13 protein-coding genes and 2 pseudogenes are annotated in these 16,893 nt (G+C 44.7%); 8 read left to right on the top strand and 7 right to left on the bottom strand.

The window, feature by feature from the left end:
• The first annotated feature begins 2 nt into the window (after positions 1 to 2).
• From FHS60_RS08280 to FHS60_RS08245, 8 genes are all read left to right on the top strand, one after another.
• On the top strand, positions 3 to 1,460 hold the full coding sequence (locus tag FHS60_RS08280) for a UDP-N-acetylmuramoyl-L-alanyl-D-glutamate--2,6-diaminopimelate ligase (protein WP_183697550.1): 1,458 nt from the start codon (positions 3 to 5) through the stop codon (positions 1,458 to 1,460).
• Positions 1,461 to 1,495: 35 nt separating this feature from the next.
• Positions 1,496 to 2,767: a phospho-N-acetylmuramoyl-pentapeptide-transferase gene (locus FHS60_RS08275; protein WP_183697547.1), complete on the top strand. Its 1,272-nt coding sequence runs from the start codon at positions 1,496 to 1,498 to the stop codon at positions 2,765 to 2,767.
• Between the two features lie 31 nt (positions 2,768 to 2,798).
• Positions 2,799 to 4,130 carry a UDP-N-acetylmuramoyl-L-alanine--D-glutamate ligase gene (gene murD / locus FHS60_RS08270; protein WP_183697544.1) on the top strand — a complete coding sequence of 444 codons (1,332 nt, stop codon included), beginning with the start codon at positions 2,799 to 2,801 and terminating at the stop codon, positions 4,128 to 4,130.
• A gap of 29 nt (positions 4,131 to 4,159) precedes the next feature.
• Entirely contained in the window at positions 4,160 to 5,416 is a 1,257-nt protein-coding gene (locus FHS60_RS08265) for an FtsW/RodA/SpoVE family cell cycle protein (RefSeq protein ID WP_009347772.1), read from the top strand.
• Positions 5,417 to 5,446: 30 nt separating this feature from the next.
• Positions 5,447 to 6,151, top strand: coding sequence for a peptidylprolyl isomerase (locus FHS60_RS08260; protein ID WP_183697541.1), 705 nt, complete (start codon positions 5,447 to 5,449; stop codon positions 6,149 to 6,151).
• Positions 6,152 to 6,655: 504 nt separating this feature from the next.
• Complete coding sequence (locus FHS60_RS08255; protein ID WP_183697538.1) at positions 6,656 to 8,485, top strand: AMP-dependent synthetase/ligase; 1,830 nt, start codon at positions 6,656 to 6,658, stop codon at positions 8,483 to 8,485.
• Between the two features lie 73 nt (positions 8,486 to 8,558).
• Positions 8,559 to 9,680, top strand: coding sequence for a peptide chain release factor 2 (gene prfB / locus FHS60_RS08250; RefSeq protein ID WP_183697535.1), 1,122 nt, complete (start codon positions 8,559 to 8,561; stop codon positions 9,678 to 9,680).
• A gap of 185 nt (positions 9,681 to 9,865) precedes the next feature.
• On the top strand, positions 9,866 to 10,339 hold the full coding sequence (locus FHS60_RS08245) for a CYTH domain-containing protein (protein ID WP_183697531.1): 474 nt from the start codon (positions 9,866 to 9,868) through the stop codon (positions 10,337 to 10,339).
• 42 nt (positions 10,340 to 10,381) lie between these two features.
• On the opposite strand, the pseudogene FHS60_RS08240 reads toward FHS60_RS08245, so the two are convergent.
• From FHS60_RS08240 to FHS60_RS08210, 7 genes and pseudogenes are all read right to left on the bottom strand, one after another.
• Positions 10,382 to 10,573 (bottom strand): annotated as a pseudogene (locus FHS60_RS08240) (transposase); the annotation flags it as partial.
• 58 nt (positions 10,574 to 10,631) lie between these two features.
• Positions 10,632 to 11,003 (bottom strand): annotated as a pseudogene (locus FHS60_RS10370) (cysteine peptidase family C39 domain-containing protein); the annotation flags it as partial.
• Between the two features lie 116 nt (positions 11,004 to 11,119).
• Positions 11,120 to 14,002 (bottom strand): porin family protein, encoded by a 2,883-nt coding sequence (locus tag FHS60_RS08230; RefSeq protein WP_183697525.1) that lies wholly within the window; start codon positions 14,000 to 14,002, stop codon positions 11,120 to 11,122.
• Positions 13,953 to 14,180 (bottom strand): glycosyltransferase family 2 protein, encoded by a 228-nt coding sequence (locus FHS60_RS08225; protein WP_183697522.1) that lies wholly within the window; start codon positions 14,178 to 14,180, stop codon positions 13,953 to 13,955. The genes FHS60_RS08230 and FHS60_RS08225 overlap by 50 nt, the downstream gene beginning before the upstream one ends.
• A 351-nt stretch (positions 14,181 to 14,531) precedes the next feature.
• Entirely contained in the window at positions 14,532 to 15,209 is a 678-nt protein-coding gene (locus tag FHS60_RS08220; protein WP_183697519.1) for a hypothetical protein, read from the bottom strand.
• Between the two features lie 223 nt (positions 15,210 to 15,432).
• Positions 15,433 to 15,828 (bottom strand): membrane lipoprotein lipid attachment site-containing protein, encoded by a 396-nt coding sequence (locus FHS60_RS08215; RefSeq protein WP_183697516.1) that lies wholly within the window; start codon positions 15,826 to 15,828, stop codon positions 15,433 to 15,435.
• Positions 15,825 to 16,427 carry a DUF4840 domain-containing protein gene (locus FHS60_RS08210; RefSeq protein ID WP_183697513.1) on the bottom strand — a complete coding sequence of 201 codons (603 nt, stop codon included), beginning with the start codon at positions 16,425 to 16,427 and terminating at the stop codon, positions 15,825 to 15,827. Before FHS60_RS08210 ends, FHS60_RS08215 begins: the two co-directional genes overlap by 4 nt.
• Between the last annotated feature and the right edge of the window lie 466 nt (positions 16,428 to 16,893).

Raw genomic sequence — 16,893 nt, 5'->3', positions numbered from 1 at the left:
ATATGAAACTTACCGACGTTTTAGTAAAAGTTCAGCCTCTTGAAACGAAGGGGAATATGGACATAGAGATTACTGGCGTACAGATGGACTCTCGCAAAGTGAAGAAAGGAGATCTCTTCATTGCTGTGAAAGGAACGCAGACTGATGGTCACGTCTTTATATCTAAGGCTCTCGAGTTGGGAGCTGTTGCCGTATTGCAAAGCAATGAGTTATCTGCTGAACTGTTGGAGGGCGTGACTTACGTTCGCGTTGCTGACACAGAATATGCCGTCGGAAAAGTGGCTACGCAGTTTTTCGGCGACCCTAGTCGCAAGTTGCAACTGGTTGGTGTGACGGGAACAAATGGCAAGACGACTATTGCCACGGTTCTCTATAATATGTATCGAGCTTTCGGTCATAAGGTGGGACTTTGCTCTACTGTATGCAATTATATCGACGACCAAGCAGTGCCTGCCGACCATACCACGCCTGACCCTATTACGCTCAACGAACTTTTGGCGAGTATGGTTGAGGCTGGATGCGAATATGCTTTTATGGAGTGCTCTTCTCACGCCATTCAGCAGAAGCGTATCGGCGGACTTCACTTTGTGGGAGCACTCTTTACCAATCTTACGCGCGATCATCTGGATTATCACAAAACCTTCGAGAACTATCGCGATGCAAAGAAAATGTTCTTCGACGGACTTGATAAAGACGCTTTTGCTATTACCAATGCTGACGACCGCAATGGTATGGTGATGGTTCAGAACACTAAAGCTATCATTAAAACTTATTCCACTCGCACAGTTGCCGACTTCAAGGGGCGCATCCTCGAGGAATCCCTTGAGGGGATGCTTCTCGATATTGATGGTCGCGAAGTAAGCGTGCGCTTCATTGGTCGTTTCAACGTGAGCAACCTGCTGGCTGTTTATGGTGCTGCCGTTATGCTGGGCAAAGAGCCGCAAGAGGTGCTGCGCGTGATGTCTACTCTTCATCCTGTCAATGGTCGTTTCGAAGCCATCCGCTCAAAGGAGGGTGTCAGCGCAATTGTCGATTATGCTCATACGCCCGATGCACTTATCAATGTGCTTACTACCATTAACGAAATAGTAAAGGGCAAAGCCAGCGTCATTACTGTGTGTGGAGCTGGAGGTAATCGCGATGCAGGCAAACGTCCCTTGATGGCGCAAGAAGCAGCCAACCGAAGCGACAGAGTTATCATCACGAGCGACAATCCCCGCTTTGAAGATCCGCAAGTTATCATCAACGATATGCTTGCTGGCCTTGATGCGGAACAGAAGAAGAAAGTGATCTCTATCGTAGATCGCCGCGAAGCCATTCGTGCCGCAGCTATGATGGCGCAACCGGGGGATGTTATCCTCGTGGCAGGAAAAGGTCACGAACCCTATCAAGAAATCAAAGGCGTGAAGCATCATTTCGATGATCACGAGGAGATCCGTGCCGCTTTTGGTTTAGAATAAATCTATGAAAAAACCGCAAAAAGAATAGAATCATTATGTTGTACTATCTCTTTCGCTTTTTAGAAAATTATGGTGTCCCAGGTTCAGCCATGTGGGGCTACATCTCCTTCCGCTCCCTGCTAGCTCTGATGTTGGCTTTGGTTATCTCTGCTTGGTTTGGAGAATACTTCATTCGTTGGATGAAGCGCCACAATATCAGTGAGACGCAGCGCGACGCCAGCATCGACCCCTTCGGTGTGCAGAAGCTCAATGTACCCTCAATGGGAGGTATCATAATCATCGTTGCGACGCTTGTACCCGCTTTACTATTAGGGCGTTTGCGCAATATTTATATGATAATGATGATCGTTTCCCTCGTATGGTTCGGCCTATTGGGATTTTGGGACGATTACATCAAAATTTTCAAGAAAAACAAGGAAGGGTTATCTGGTCGCTATAAGATAGTGGGGCAGGTGTTGGTTAGTCTTGCCATTGGTCTTACGCTCTATTTTAGTCCGGATGCCGTAATACACGAAAATGTAGAGACGCGCACCGTTAATAATGTAACAGTTGTCACCCATAAGAGTCAGCCCGTAAAATCTACGCAAACCACCATTCCGTTTGTCAAAGGCAATAACTTCGACTATGCGCAGGTCACTTCTTTCTTGGGAGAACACAAGCAGGCTGCAGGTTGGATTCTTTTCGTTATCATTACTGTTTTTGTGATAACGGCAGTTTCCAACGGCGCGAATCTTAATGATGGCATGGACGGTATGGCTGCTGGAAACTCCGCCATTATCTGTATCGCATTGGGCATATTAGCTTATGTGTCCAGTCATATTCAGTTAGCCGGCTACTTAAATATCATGTTCATTCCTGGCTCGGAAGAATTGGTGGTGTTCATTTGCGCCATGGTTGGAGCGCTTATCGGTTTCCTTTGGTACAATGCTTATCCCGCTCAAGTCTTTATGGGCGACACAGGCTCGCTTGCCATAGGCGGAGTCATTGGTGTGATGGCCATTATCATTCACAAGGAACTATTACTCCCCATTCTGTGCTTCATTTTCTTTGTGGAAAGTTTGAGCGTCATTCTGCAAGTGGAGTATTTCAAGCTGGGAAAACGGAAAGGGCTTGTTCAGCGCATCTTCAAGCGTACACCCATTCACGACAATTTCCGTGTATTGCCCTCACAGCTTGATCCGAAATGTTCTTATGTGTTCAAAAATTGGCCGCACGGAGCTTGGCACGAAAGCAAAATCACGGTGCGCTTCTGGATTACAACAATCCTATTAGCTGCTGCCACTATCATTACTTTGAAGATTCGATAAAAACTGCAACAAGTATAAATTGTTTACGACGATGCGTTTAGTTGTATTGGGAGCCGCCGAAAGTGGCGTGGGTGCTGCCGTATTGGCCCAAAAGAAAGGATACGACGTTTTTGTTTCCGATATGGGAACGATAAAAGATAGTTATAAGAAACTCCTCGACAGCTATGGTCTGCCTTGGGAAGAAGGGCATCATACCGAAGCGTTGATACTGAACGCCGACGAAGTGGTAAAGAGTCCTGGTATTCCCGATACTGCACCAATGGTTCTGCAAGTAAAGGCTGCTGGCATTCCCGTTATTTCCGAGATAGAATTTGCTGGGCGCTATACCAACGCTAAAACGATATGTATCACGGGCTCAAACGGAAAGACCACTACCACCTCTCTCATCTATCACATCCTGCAGAAGGCTGGCTACAACGTAGGGTTGGCTGGCAACATTGGTAAGAGCTTTGCGCTGCAAGTGGCCGAGGGAAAACACGACTGGTATGTGATTGAACTTAGCTCTTTCCAGTTAGACAATATGTACGACTTCCGCGCCGATATTGCGGTTCTTCTTAATATTACGCCTGACCATCTCGATCGTTACGACTTTAAGATGCAAAACTATGTCAATTCTAAGATGCGCATCTTGCAGAATCAGCGGCCGGAAGATACTTTCATCTATTGGGCGCAGGACGAATGGATTCCCAACGAACTTCATAAATACAACTCGCCAGCGCGTATGCTTGAGTTTAGCGATATGCCGAAAGCAGAGGCTGTGGCTTATGAGGAAAATAACCTACTAAAAATCTCGCAACCTCTTTCTTTTCAGATGGATGTCGATGAACTCTCTTTGCCAGGTCTGCACAACCTCCGTAATTCTATGGCTGGAGCGCTTGCCACTCTCTCTGCCGGCGTAGCTCCTGAAGTGGTGCGCGAAGGTTTGAGTGATTTTCCTGGTGTGGAGCATCGTTTGGAGAAAGTTTGCGACGTTGATGGCGTACATTATATAAACGATTCCAAAGCTACCAACGTGGATGCTTGCTACTGGGCGCTTGCTGCTATGCGAACCCCTACGGTACTCATTATCGGAGGTAAGGATAAGGGCAACGACTACAATGAAATTGCCGAATTGGTCAAGACAAAATGTCGCGCCCTTGTTTATCTCGGTGCCGATAATAAGAAACTCCACGATTTCTTCGATGGTTTCGGTTTGCCCGTAGAAGATACCCATTCTATGGCCGATTGCGTGAAAGCCTGCGCCCGTTTGGCTCAAAAGGGTGATACGGTGTTGCTCTCCCCCTGTTGCGCTAGTTTCGATCTCTTCCGTAATATGGAAGACCGCGGCGAGCAATTCAAGGCACGCGTAAGAGAATTGACCTAACAAAGTTCAACCTTTAGTCATTACAGATTGTGAATAAAATCAAGAACCTCTTTAAGGGCGATCCCGTCATTTGGATTATATATTTCTTCCTCTGCGTCATTTCTTTGGTGGAAGTGTATAGTGCGGGTAGTTCGTTGGCATACAAAAACGGCAGCTTTTGGGTTCCGCTTACCAGCCAGGCCATGTTCCTGGCTGTTGGAACAATGGTGGTCATCTTTATCCACTCCATACCCTGCCGTTTCTTTCGTGCGTTCCCCATTTTTCTATATCCGTTGAGCGTTTTCTTCCTATTCCTCGTGTTGGTCATTGGTGCTACCACGAATGGGGCTCAACGTTGGATTGATTTGGGTTTCTTTCAGTTTCAGCCTTCGGAGTTAGCAAAGGGTTCAGTAATTCTGTCGGTAGCTTTGATATTAGCACAGACACAGCGCGAAAAAGGAGCACACAAAAATGCTTTCAAACTCATTGTTGGAATAACCATCCCCGTGGTTCTTCTGATTGCATCTGATAATATCTCAACCGGAGCGTTGCTTCTGGGTGTTGTCTTGTTGATGATGATTATTGGGCGCGTGCCGTGGAATCAGATAGGGAAATTTTTAGGCGTTTTGGCAATTTCTGTAGCTTTGATTGTAACTATTGTAGCAGTAGTTCCCTCCGATAGTGCCTTCTATAAGATGCCTGGTATGGGACGTATGAAAACAGCCAAGTCGCGTATTGAAACAAAACTCAGTCATAGCGACAGAGAGATTCTGCCCGAGGATTACGACATTGATAAGAATGCCCAGGTGGCCCATGCTAATATCGCCATTGCTTCTTCTAATTTTGTGGGCAAGATGCCTGGTAATAGTGTGGAGAGAGATTTCCTTAGTCAGGCTTATTCTGATTTCATCTATGCCATTATCATTGAGGAAACAGGCCTATGGGGTGGACTCTTGGTGGTGTTTCTCTATGTGGTTCTGCTTTATCGAGCGGGACGCATCGCCAAGCGCTGCGAAAGCAACTTCCCCGCTTTTCTGGCCATGGGACTTGCTTTGCTCTTAGTTTGTCAGGCTATTCTCAATATGCTGGTGGCTGTTGGGTTGTTCCCTGTCACAGGCCAGCCGCTGCCGATGATTAGTCGTGGTGGTACTTCCACGCTCATCAATAGCTTCTATATCGGTGTGCTTCTCAGTGTGAGCCGTTATTCTCGTAAGAACAACGTGAAAGCCACGCCTGCTGAACTCAGCGGGGAAACTCCTGAGAGGCGAAAGGTGAATCCTGGTCTCCAACCTGCTGCTGCCAAATAACAACAGAATCCTAACCATTCAGCATTTCCTATGCAACGCATTCTCTTTTTCCTACTCCTCCTGCCGCTCTTCTCTTTTGCGAGTGATAAGCGCGTAAAGGTGCGTTTCGAAACTACGGCAGGCCCGTTCACAGTGGTGCTTTTCAATGACACACCCCTTCATTGCGACAATTTCTTGAAACTCGTGAATGAGGGCTATTATAATGGAACAAAATTCCATCGCGTCATTGCCAATTTCATGGTGCAAGGTGGCGATCCGCAAACCCGCAACGAGGCGGAGGCTACACAAGAAATAGGGGAGGGAGGACCAGACTATACGCTACCGGCTGAAATATTCTCTACTGCCGATGCTGGACACCCGAAGCGTCCGCTCCACTATCATGTGCGCGGGGCACTGGCCATGGCGCGCGAAGGCGATGAGGTCAATCCCGAGCGCAGGAGTGCTGGTAGTCAGTTCTATATCGTTTGGGGTACAACCTTTACACCCGAAAATCTCATGAAGCGTTGGCAACGCGTCCAACAAGCCGTTGGCGACAGTGTAGCTTTGCCCGATTCCGTCCGCGACCTCTATTATTTCACGGGAGGTACTCCCCATCTCGATGGTCAGTACACCGTCTTCGGAGAGATATTCAGCGGCTTGCCTGTGATTGAGGATATCCAGGCTGTTCCTACCAACTCTGAAAACAATCGCCCGTTAGATGATATTATGATTATCCGAGCCTACATCAAGGACTGATAACTCATCATTCAGAGTGTTCAGCCACCACCGCAAAATATTTCGTTCAAACGCGACAGCCTCATGAGGCCTGTCGCGTTTCGTTTTTTCTTTCTCAAGATAGTCCTGTGCCTTGCTGGAAAGCTTTGGGTTGAGGCGTTCTTTGTTTCTTTTTAAGATTTGTATGTGCTTGTTTTTCAGTATAATAAGAATGGGTAAAAATACAATAAGGATGTCGGCGGATATCCTTATTGCGTCAGCTGACATCCTTATTGTATCAGCCAGCGCAATAAGGATATTTTTAGCTGCAATAATCTGCTTTTTTCTTCCTTAGGTTCTGTGCTTTATTACCTGTATTTTCGTGAATCAATTCTGTAAAGAAAAGTGGCAGTATTTCCGATGCGAGTACGGAGGTTATAATGCAGAAGAAGGTCACTTTTGATACTCTGATGAACTCTTTTTCTTTACTCCTTCTGCTCTTTTTCTAAAAAATATGTAACTTCGCATATAATAAATATAAGCGTTATGTTGAATAGACATCACCTTTCAGTTCTCATTCCTGAGCAAGCAAAGAAATATGGCGATCGTACGGCTATGACCTATCGCAGTTATGAGCAGAATCGCTGGCTGCCGATTACTTGGAATCAATTTTCGGCAAAAGTGGCAGCTGTTAGTCGTTCGCTATTGGCTCTCGGAGTGGAGCGGCAAGAGCGCATTGCTATCTTCTCGCAGAATAAGCCCGAGAGCCTATTTGTGGCTTTCGGCGGCTATGGCATCCGTGCTGTTACCATTCCTTTCTATGCCACCTCCAGTGGTGCTCAAGTCATCTATATGATGAACGATGCAGAAGTGCGCTATCTCTTTGTGGGAGAGCAACAGCAGTACGATACTGCGGCTGATGTTATTCATCAGTGTAATCACATTCAGCGTGTCATCATTTTTGACCGTCATGTGCGCCAACGCGAGGCAGATCGTTTTTCTATCTATTTTGATGAGTTCCTCCAGTTGGGAGAAGTGGGCGATTACGACAAGGAAGTAGAGCTACGCAAGAGTGAAGCTTCGTTCGACGATATGGCCGATATTCTCTATACCAGTGGCACAACGGGTAATTCCAAAGGAGTTATCATGACGTATGCTATGTATGATGAGGCTGCTATTCGTAATGACGAAAACCTACCTATTAGCGATAAGGACGTTGTGCTCAACTTTTTGCCTTTTACCCATATTTTTGAACGCGCATGGTCTTACTTGTGTCTGGGTGTAGGAGCACAATTGGCTATCAATCTCCGACCCATCGATGTGCAGCAGTCAATGCAGGAAGTTCACCCCACTTGTATGGCAGCAGTACCACGCTTCTGGGAGAAAGTGTATCAGGCTGTTCAAGAGAAGATTGCAAAAGCTTCTTTGGTCGAGCGTAAGTTGATGCAGAATGCTTTAGATACGGGCATGAAGTATTGGGCTGACTATGCTTCGCAAGGAAAAACAGCTCCGCTGGGACTTTCTTTGAAGTATAAGCTCTACGACCGTACGATTTATAAACTCGTTCGAAAAACGCTCGGGCTTGAAAATTCTAATTTCTTCCCCACAGCAGGGGCTGCTGTTAGTCCGGAGGTGGAGAAGTTTGCGCACGCTGTGGGCATCTATATGCTGGTGGGCTATGGCTTGACAGAGTCGACAGCCACGGTGAGCAACGACCACAAAGGCGAGCCTATGACCATCGGCTCAGTGGGAAAAATGATTAAAGGTCTTGAAATAAAGTTTGGCGAGAATGATGAGATTCTTCTGCGTGGCCGAACCATTACACCAGGCTATTATCGTAAGGATAATACAACGCGTGCTGCCATTGATGCAGATGGCTGGTTTCACACGGGTGATGCTGGCTACATGAAAAATGGTGAGCTCTATCTGAAAGAGCGCATAAAGGACCTCTTCAAAACAAGTAATGGCAAATATATAGCGCCGCAGATGATTGAGTCCAAAATGGCAATCGATCGTTATATTGAGCAATGTGTCATCGTAGCCGATAAGCGTAAGTTTGTGAGTGCACTGATTGTGCCTAATTATAAACTGTTGGAAGAATATGCCATTAAGGAAGGGCTTATCTACAATTCGCGGGCTGAACTGTGTAAGAATGCGAAAATCATGAAGTTTATAGCTGATCGCATCGATACGCTACAACAGGATTTGGCACATTATGAGCAAATCAAACATTTCGTACTGCTGCCCGAACCTTTCACGATGGAGAGTGGTGAACTCACAAATACGCTCAAGGTGAAACGTAATGTGGTTTATCAACGCTATGCGGAAAAGATAGAAGAGCTCTATCGTAGGGCCGAGTCGCAATACACCCACTAATGGCTTTTATTTATTAACTTTGCAGTCGATAAAAGAAAGAAAAATAGAATCTTATCCGACTTATAACTGAATAATGATTACTTCAGACCAACTCAAAGAAACTCAAGATCGTGTGGAAGCTCTCCACCGTTACCTCGATATCCCCGCTAAAGAAATGCAGCTGGCGGAGGAAAAAATCCGTACGCAAGACCCTGACTTCTGGAGCGATGCTAAGCGCGCAGAAGAGCAGATGAAAAAAGTCAAAAGTATCGAAAAATGGGTGACGGGCTACAAAGAAGTGAAAACGATGATCGATGAATTGGCCTTGGCGTTCGATTACTACAAGGAGGAGCTGGTCACGGAAGAAGAAGTGGACGCTACCTATGCTAAGACGATAGAATCAATCGAGGCGCTCGAACTCAAGAATATGCTTCGTGAGGAAGAGGACAGTATGGACTGCGTTCTGAAAATCAATTCTGGAGCGGGAGGCACAGAGGCGCAAGATTGGGCCAGTATGCTGATGCGTATGTATTTGCGCTATGCAGAAGCCAATGGCTACAAGGTGCGCATTTCCAACCTTCAAGACGGCGATGAAGCGGGTATCAAAACTTGCACCATCGAAATGGAAGGCGACTACGCCTATGGGTATTTGAAGAGTGAAAATGGTGTGCACCGCCTGGTGCGTGTTTCGCCCTACAATGCACAGGGGAAGCGTATGACCAGCTTTGCCAGCGTCTTCGTTACACCGTTAGTCGATGACAATATAGAGGTTGAAGTAGATCCTAGCAAAATCAGTTGGGACCTCTTCCGAAGCGGTGGTGCTGGTGGACAGAACGTCAACAAGGTGGAAACGGGTGTGCGCTTGCGTTACCAATACACCGACCCTGATACAGGCGAGACAGAGGAAATTCTCATTGAGAACACAGAGAGCCGAAAGCAGCTGGAGAACAGAGAAAACGCTATGCGACTCCTTCGCTCCCAGCTCTACGATCGCGCTCTTCAGAAAAGAAGAGAGGCGCAGGCTGCTATTGAGGCAGGGAAAAAGAAAATCGAATGGGGTAGCCAGATTCGAAGCTATGTATTCGATGATCGCCGTGTGAAAGACCATCGCACTGGTTTTCAGACTAGTGATGTGCAGGGCGTTATGGATGGTAAATTGGATGGCTTCATCAAGGCTTATCTCATGGAATATGCCAGCACAGAAAATAAAGACTGAAACATATCTAACAAATACTAACTATTATCCTTTATACTATGAGCGGAAAAAAGAAACTAAAGAAACGGGTTCGCGATGCGCAGCAAGAACGGCAAGCTCGCCGTGTTGTTAATGGCATCTTTATAGGTCTCATTGTTATAGTGGTACTATCTCTTGCTTTATTCTCAATTTTAGCAAAATGATGTATGCCGCTTGAGATTGAACGTAAATTCCTCGTGGCTGGCGACTACAAATCGTTGGCCACGAGTCATTCTCGAATCATTCAGGGATATATCTGTTCGGGGAAGGGTCGTACCGTGCGTGTGCGTTTGCGCAACGAACAGGGATTTCTAACGATTAAAGGTCCAAGCCGAAATAATGGATTGTCGCGCTACGAATTTGAAAAAGAAATTACAAAGGATGAAGCGCTCTCGCTGATGATGCTCTGTGAGCCGGGGATAGTAGATAAAACGCGCTGGCTTGTTCCAGTCGGCAATCATGTCTTTGAAGTCGATGAGTTTCATGGCGATAACGATGGATTGGTGGTGGCAGAGGTGGAACTAAAAAGCGAAACCGAATCCTTTGAATACCCTAGTTTTTTGGGAGCGGAAGTTACTGGCGATCGCAAGTATTATAATTCTTCGCTGCGTATCTATCCATATAAGGATTGGAAAAAGTAATTCTTTATAAGAGTTCTTCTAATTAACGTGAGTTCGACGAAATCAGAACAATGCAAGCTGTGTGTCAATGGTCCTTTGTACATTGATGCACGGCTTCTTTGGAAACAGACAATAGGCAGCAATTGCCCCTAATAAGTTGACGATGAAATTGTCAAAGCATCTATGTCTGGAGTGCTCCACTTGTGCAATGTTCTTAAGTTCATCATTCACCGTTTCTATAATGGCTCTTTTTCTGAACCCCAATTCGGTTTAAGAAACTCATGAAAGAGCGTTTCTTAAACCGAATTGGGGTAAATTCTTTCTGACCGTAGCATACAAGACGCGAGGCGGGGTCGGCTATGAAGAAAAACAGTTTTCCTTTTCGATTCCTTTTCACCTTGTAAAGTACGACAAAGTGGTTTTGGTGCCAATGAAGAATGCAGGGAAGTATCGCTTCCTCCACTAATTTCTCAGTCGAAATCTTGATACCGGCGGTGCGCATGCCGACGCTCTCGGCAGCGTCGCTGATACCGAGCATCGACACTCCCTCACGGGTAATGAACGAGCGGTCACGCAGTGTCTGCAAGGAGTAGTGACGACCGTAGAATTTCGCAATCATGCGAAGGCAGGCGGGGCCGCAGTCCATCACATCTAATTGGGTATAAAACGGAAACTTTTCCTTTATATTTTGAATAGTTTTAAATTGAACTATATTTAGCCAAGACCCCAAAAAACTATTTTTATCAAATTTATTCATTGGAATTAATGAGAAAGTACAAGACACCAATACGAGCGGCAATACTATTGATTAGCCTTTTTAGGCTGTATGCTTAAGCGATATGCAAGAGTAAGCATCACATAACGGGGAATAGTGTTATACCATGTTTCTGTACGACCTTGCGCATTCAGCGTGCGCAAGACGTTGTGGCGCTGGTGCAAAAGGTCATAACCAAGCAGACGGATCACAAGGCTTTTCTTTCTTAAAAACGATTTAGAAAGTTCGGCATTCCATATCCACTCATGGGTGTTCATGGTCTCGTCCGAGTAGCCTCCACGTGTGTACAGACTGCAGTCCGTATTGAGCGTTATACCCCACGGGAACGTAACGTTTGCCGTGAGTCCGTAGAGCATGTCAAGGCTGTTGATGGTCGTGAATCCCTCACGCTCACTCTCGGCATGCTGCCACTTGGCTGAAGTGACGAATGAAAGAGCTACTGCTTTCTGACGGTAGCGTAAGGCCAGGTTCCCGTCAAGTGCTTGATTATGGACTGAAGTGCGAGTCACGGCATCGATGTTGTTGGTTTGCAGGAAATCAACGCTGTTGTCGTATTTCCACACGGCATCTGCCGAAATGGTCCAATACTGCCTGGCATCGAGACTTCTTGCATAGCCTCCGTTGATGCTGACCGTCCAGTTTCCGTTGATGTTTCGTGGAGTATATGTTGTTACGCCCAAGGTGTTGTCATAGAGCCGCGACTGCCCCACTGCATGATGAAGGACATGGTATCCTGCACCTGTATAATAGTTTTGTGCATGCTTTGTAATCGTCTTGCTGAATTTGGTTGAAAGCGAATAGATGTCGGTGGCCTTGAGCGTAGGGTTCCCAAGATAGATTGCCAGCGGGCTGCTGTCATCACGGACATCAAGCAGATAGGTCATATCGGGTGCAACAAGCCGTTTATGCGCCTCAATGTTTAGTCCGCTCCAACTGAATTGTATTTTTGGATCAAAACCTACATAGTGCTTGCTGACATGGCTGCGCACATCTTTCATGCGTAAATCGCTTAGCACGTCATGCTCAAAATTAACTGGAAAAAGCAAAGTGAGTGCCGCACCTTTCTTGAAGGTCAGTTGCACTTGCAGCTCTGGGGTGTGACGGTAAAGGTGTCGGTTGCTGTTAAAGGTATTGGCATAGTCGATACAGCGTGTAAGAGAGTCGCCTGTCGAGGGGAGCATACCCAGGACATACCCGTTTGCAGAGGCCCATTGGCCGCCTAAATAATCCAAACGATAAAGATTACGGCTGTTGGAGTAGTATTCCTGGCGATAGGTGTAGGCTGCCACAAGCCTAACGATATTCTTCTCATAGATTGGAGCATTGGCGTAGGCCCACCACTGATATTCATGTTGCGGGGTCGTCTGATATTTATTCCGGTAGTCTCCATTCTCGGATGACCGAGGCATGAAAAGCGCGTACCGGGAAAACCACTTATCCGTTGCGTGGGAATAGCGGCCATTGAGCTGCAGCGTTATATAGCGTGAATGGGGCAAGCGGATATCAGCGTTGAACAGACTTATATAGGTCCAGTTGGTAGTGCTCTGCGTTGAGAGATCTCGGTTGTAATTCGTCAGGGCACCAGCCTTTGCGTAATTCTGCAGGACGAACAAACTGTCGAGCAGTGCCCCGCGATAGCTTTCGGTTGGCAATGCGGCCGACTCTACGCTGTAGTTGTTGGCTGCATCCTTTGAATGGTTATAGGAAAAGACGTTATCCCAACAAAAATAAGCCTTCTTTGCTGAATGCGAAAAAGAGGCATCCATGTTAAGAACAGTATTCCTAAGATGTTCCTGATTGCGTGAACGGACGTAGGAACTTCCGAACGCCTGAAATCTTTCCGTGGACTTCTCGGTCTGAATGTCGTCATTATTGTAGGCCAGAGTGAGGTTTGTAGAGAATGAGGTCTTACGGTTTTTGCTCTCTGTACCATACGAAAGGCCACCCGTCTTCGAAACTGAACGTCCGAAGACGGGTTCTATACTGCTCCACGATCCTTCTCTGCCGGGGCGGCCGTTGTCGTTCGTATTGTTGAAATTAGTGAAAAGAGAAAGCCGTGAATAGTCTGTGAACCGCAGACCGAACAGCCGTGCAAGATAGCGATTTCCGGTTCCGTAACCGGATTCAGCGTTGGCTATCCAGCCTTGTGCGTAGTCACGCTTCAGGTTGACATCAATCACCCAAGGGTCTGAAGCATTGGCCTTGAGGCTGTCGCGGATGATGTAAGCATTGTCGGGTGCCTTCTGATAAGCTTTAACCTTGTTGACCATGTATGCCGGCAGGTTTTCCAATGCGACAGTCGGGTCTCCCTTAAAGAAATCTTTACCGTTAATGAGCAGGCTGCTCACGAAGTTTCCATTGATGGTAATGCGTCCGCCTTTCTCCAGTTTCACACCCGGCAACTGACTGATGAGCGCGTCAAGCATTGACCCCTCTGCCAGTTGAAAGTAATCGGCATTATAGACGATGGTATCACCTTTATTAACCATCATAATTTTTGACGCTGTGACGGTGGCCTCTCTCAATGTTTTAGGCGCACGTCTAAGACGGACGGTTCCCTCAATATTAACAGGAGTCTCCTCGATCATTTTCTGCGTTATGACAAAGGGGGTCGTCTCCTCTTCATAATTCTCACAACGAGAGCGGACAAAAAGCGTGTCACCCACGGAAAGTTTCCTTTTCAATTCACCATAGTACATGTATTCCGGAGTAGCCTTCATAATCTTTATCATTGTAAGCGTATCCACCCCTTCCTTATTTTTGGAGAATGCGTAAGCCAATCCATTTCCCAGTTGCCGCTTTGTATCAGAGTCTTCCAAATGCAGCATAACGCAGATGTCACGATATTGGGAATGACTTTTAATCGGAAGTAATAAGGCAAAAAGTAATAAACAAAAATGAATCTTCATAATGATATTTTTTGATACAGATTGTGGTACTTCCATCTGATGAGCCATCGTCAATTACGACCACCTCAAAATTTGAATAGGTTTGAGCGAGGATGCTCTCCATGGCCTCGTAAAGATATTCTTCCGCATTATATACGGGTAACAGAACACTTACTAACGGTGATTTATCGTTGTTCATAAGCTTTTATCTTAAATGTTAGAGAGCAAGTTATAATAAAGTTCTCGCATTCGTGTGGTCGAATATTTTATCCTGACCAATTCCTTTCCTTTTTGGATATAGTCTTGCTTTTCCTCATCAGAAAGTCGTAAAGCCCTTTCTATGGCGATAATAGTATTCTCTACAAACGAATATACCTTGAATAATTAGGCACAGCGGATACCAGGTATGTGCTTTAAAGTGCTGATACCAAATACTCCAAACTACATAGAACAAAGAGCCAAAGCTGAAAAACATCAGATATGGGAGACTCTGAGGAGACAAAGCTAAAGCACAAAGATTGACGCTGAAGTAGGCAGCACCTACTTCGCTCTAACCGAACCTGCCTAATAATTTTGACGCATTACTTTCCAGTACATTATTACAACTGCTTTTCTTCATAGAGTTACAGATTCTGTCCGCAACGCTGCTGTCTATATGCAATTGTTTGAGAAGCAATAAATAAGTAATGTAAAGTCCCCCAAGGTTTGTTGCCGCCTCAAAAACGGACAGCAATAAATCAGTGAAATTAATATTATCTCTTATCAAAAATGAGCAAAGGAATAATGTCAGGAATGTAATCCAAATAAGCGCTATTATTCCTTTGCGCTCAAGTTCCTCTTTTTTATGTTTGTTGTAATCGGGTTCTATAGAATGTTTATTAGGATAAGCAAGCAGAACAACACCGGACCATCCCTGGATGAAATCCGGCTCAGACATAACGATGTCATGACCATACCAGTCATACGAAATCTTACCATGATCAATTGATTTTACAATCACAAAATCATCTGCAAGGTTAGCCAAAAAAGGCGGTGGAAGTTCATGAATCGTGGATTTGTCTTCTAGCCGCACACAATCATTATCTATTTTATATAGAGCCAGCAGCTTCGAAAGGCCATACAAGGTATACTTGTATGGATGCTTTTGGTAAATTTCTTCCGTAAAAGATGATGTATGAGGCACATCTAAATAATTTAACCAGTGCAAGAAAATATTTTTAGCTTCCATTTTTTTGGTTTTGTTGCAAAGTTAATGAATATGGAAATAAATTAAAAAAATACATAGCAAATATTTGTTAACCCCAATTCGGTTTAAGAAACTCATGAAAGAGCGTTTCTTAAACCGAATTGGGGTTATTATGTAGTCGCCGAACTCACGTTAATATAAGAAATCCGCAATTTTCCAATGAGGAGAATTGCGGATTTTTAGGCAAGAATACAGCTCTTTGCTTCTACTTTTGCGTGCTTTTAGTGTAGGTGTAATTCTTTACAAAAACGCTAGTTACACCATTGTTGATGCGTACGTTCTCAGTACCTTTTCGAGACAGCCATAGGTTGTGCTGTGTCTTATCACGCTTGCAGAGAATTTTATTTGTATCTGTGAAAATTTCAGCATACGCTGAGTCGCCATCAAAAACAAGAAAAATGTGTTTTTGTCCAGCCTCAAAACGTTCACCTACTTCCCAAATTCGGATACATTGATGAAGGGCGTCACTCCATGTATAGCCTGCTGAAGCTATACAGTCGTGTTCGTCCCGATCTGCACCCATAAGTTTTTCCATGTTCTTGCTGGATCCGCAAGCCGTAAGTGTGGCGATAGCAATCAAGGCAAAAACAATTTTTTTCATCTTTTCTGTAGTGAAATGGGAAAGCGAAATTCAACTTTCATTGTAGTGTCGGGCTTGGATGCAAAATGAGTAACTTCCTTGCCGTCCATAGAAATCTGTTTAGAAAATAAAGTCATATCTAAACGATTCTTTTTAGGGAAATACCAGAAAAAACCTGTCGTTTCACTCGAAGAATGAAAGTCTATCTTGATAGTATGTGTCTGTCCGTCCTTCTCTACGTTCATAGAAATAGAAGAGGAGCTATAGGTCATCGGAAAGTATTCGTTGTTGGCTGCATTAGCATTGTATAATTTGTAGGATAGTTGCACCGGTTTCTGCGAGATTCCTTGTGCTGCTGCTGTGCCGCGTCCAAATATGGAATCTACTACAGATGATACCACGATGCCTTCTACCTGTATCTTGTCACTATTAACAAGAGCCGTACTATATATACTTAATGTGTCTGCTATTCCTTTTTTAACATAAAATACTCCTGAATTACCATAGTAATTGCCTTGGATACTTGCTTTTACGCTTTCGGGGACAGCTTCGTCTTCTGTTTTTGTGCAGCTTGTAATGGCTACGATTACTGCAAGAAGGATGAAAAATGCTTTCTTCATAAGTAGGGATGATTTTATTCTTTTCTAAATGCAAATATAAGCCTTTTTATAATAATAATGTCTGTGGGACAATGTGCTTTTATTATAAGTGTTAGAAAAAACGAGTATTACAATGATTGCAGAAAAGAATATGTAAAATGTAACATTTGATATGAATTTGCAAAACACTATTAGCAAAACGCATATCTAAATAATTTTTTATGAAAAAAGATTTTAAAAGGCTTGTGGAATTAAAAAGTCTACCGTATCTTTGCATTCGCTTTCGAAAAGAAAAAGACTTTCGATTAGCACAACTGTGATCTTTGAAAGAATTGACATAAACTTTTAAGAAGAGAAGTACAAGAAAAAAGAGAACAAGATGCAGAAATGTATCATGTTCGGGTAGAATTGTAGAAATCAACCGTTAATTTTCTTATAGATACGGCGTTCTGAGTAAAACAGAAAAAAGAACAAAATCATACTTACA

The organism is Alloprevotella rava (genome assembly GCF_014195585.1).
In the GTDB taxonomy this organism is placed as follows: domain Bacteria; phylum Bacteroidota; class Bacteroidia; order Bacteroidales; family Bacteroidaceae; genus Alloprevotella; species Alloprevotella rava.
The sequence above is the reverse complement of the archived record's forward strand: the minus strand, read 5'-3'. Positions and strand labels throughout refer to the sequence as shown.

Coding starts and splice junctions, on each gene's coding strand:
- FHS60_RS08280 (WP_183697550.1), top strand. CDS start 3: ATGAAACTTACCGACGTTTTAGTAAAAGTTCAGCCTCTTGAAACGAAG.
- FHS60_RS08275 (WP_183697547.1), top strand. CDS start 1,496: ATGTTGTACTATCTCTTTCGCTTTTTAGAAAATTATGGTGTCCCAGGT.
- murD (WP_183697544.1), top strand. CDS start 2,799: ATGCGTTTAGTTGTATTGGGAGCCGCCGAAAGTGGCGTGGGTGCTGCC.
- FHS60_RS08260 (WP_183697541.1), top strand. CDS start 5,447: ATGCAACGCATTCTCTTTTTCCTACTCCTCCTGCCGCTCTTCTCTTTT.
- FHS60_RS08255 (WP_183697538.1), top strand. CDS start 6,656: ATGTTGAATAGACATCACCTTTCAGTTCTCATTCCTGAGCAAGCAAAG.
- prfB (WP_183697535.1), top strand. CDS start 8,559: ATGATTACTTCAGACCAACTCAAAGAAACTCAAGATCGTGTGGAAGCT.
- FHS60_RS08245 (WP_183697531.1), top strand. CDS start 9,866: ATGCCGCTTGAGATTGAACGTAAATTCCTCGTGGCTGGCGACTACAAA.
- FHS60_RS08230 (WP_183697525.1), bottom strand. CDS start 14,002: ATGAAGATTCATTTTTGTTTATTACTTTTTGCCTTATTACTTCCGATT.
- FHS60_RS08225 (WP_183697522.1), bottom strand. CDS start 14,180: ATGAACAACGATAAATCACCGTTAGTAAGTGTTCTGTTACCCGTATAT.
- FHS60_RS08220 (WP_183697519.1), bottom strand. CDS start 15,209: ATGGAAGCTAAAAATATTTTCTTGCACTGGTTAAATTATTTAGATGTG.
- FHS60_RS08215 (WP_183697516.1), bottom strand. CDS start 15,828: ATGAAAAAAATTGTTTTTGCCTTGATTGCTATCGCCACACTTACGGCT.
- FHS60_RS08210 (WP_183697513.1), bottom strand. CDS start 16,427: ATGAAGAAAGCATTTTTCATCCTTCTTGCAGTAATCGTAGCCATTACA.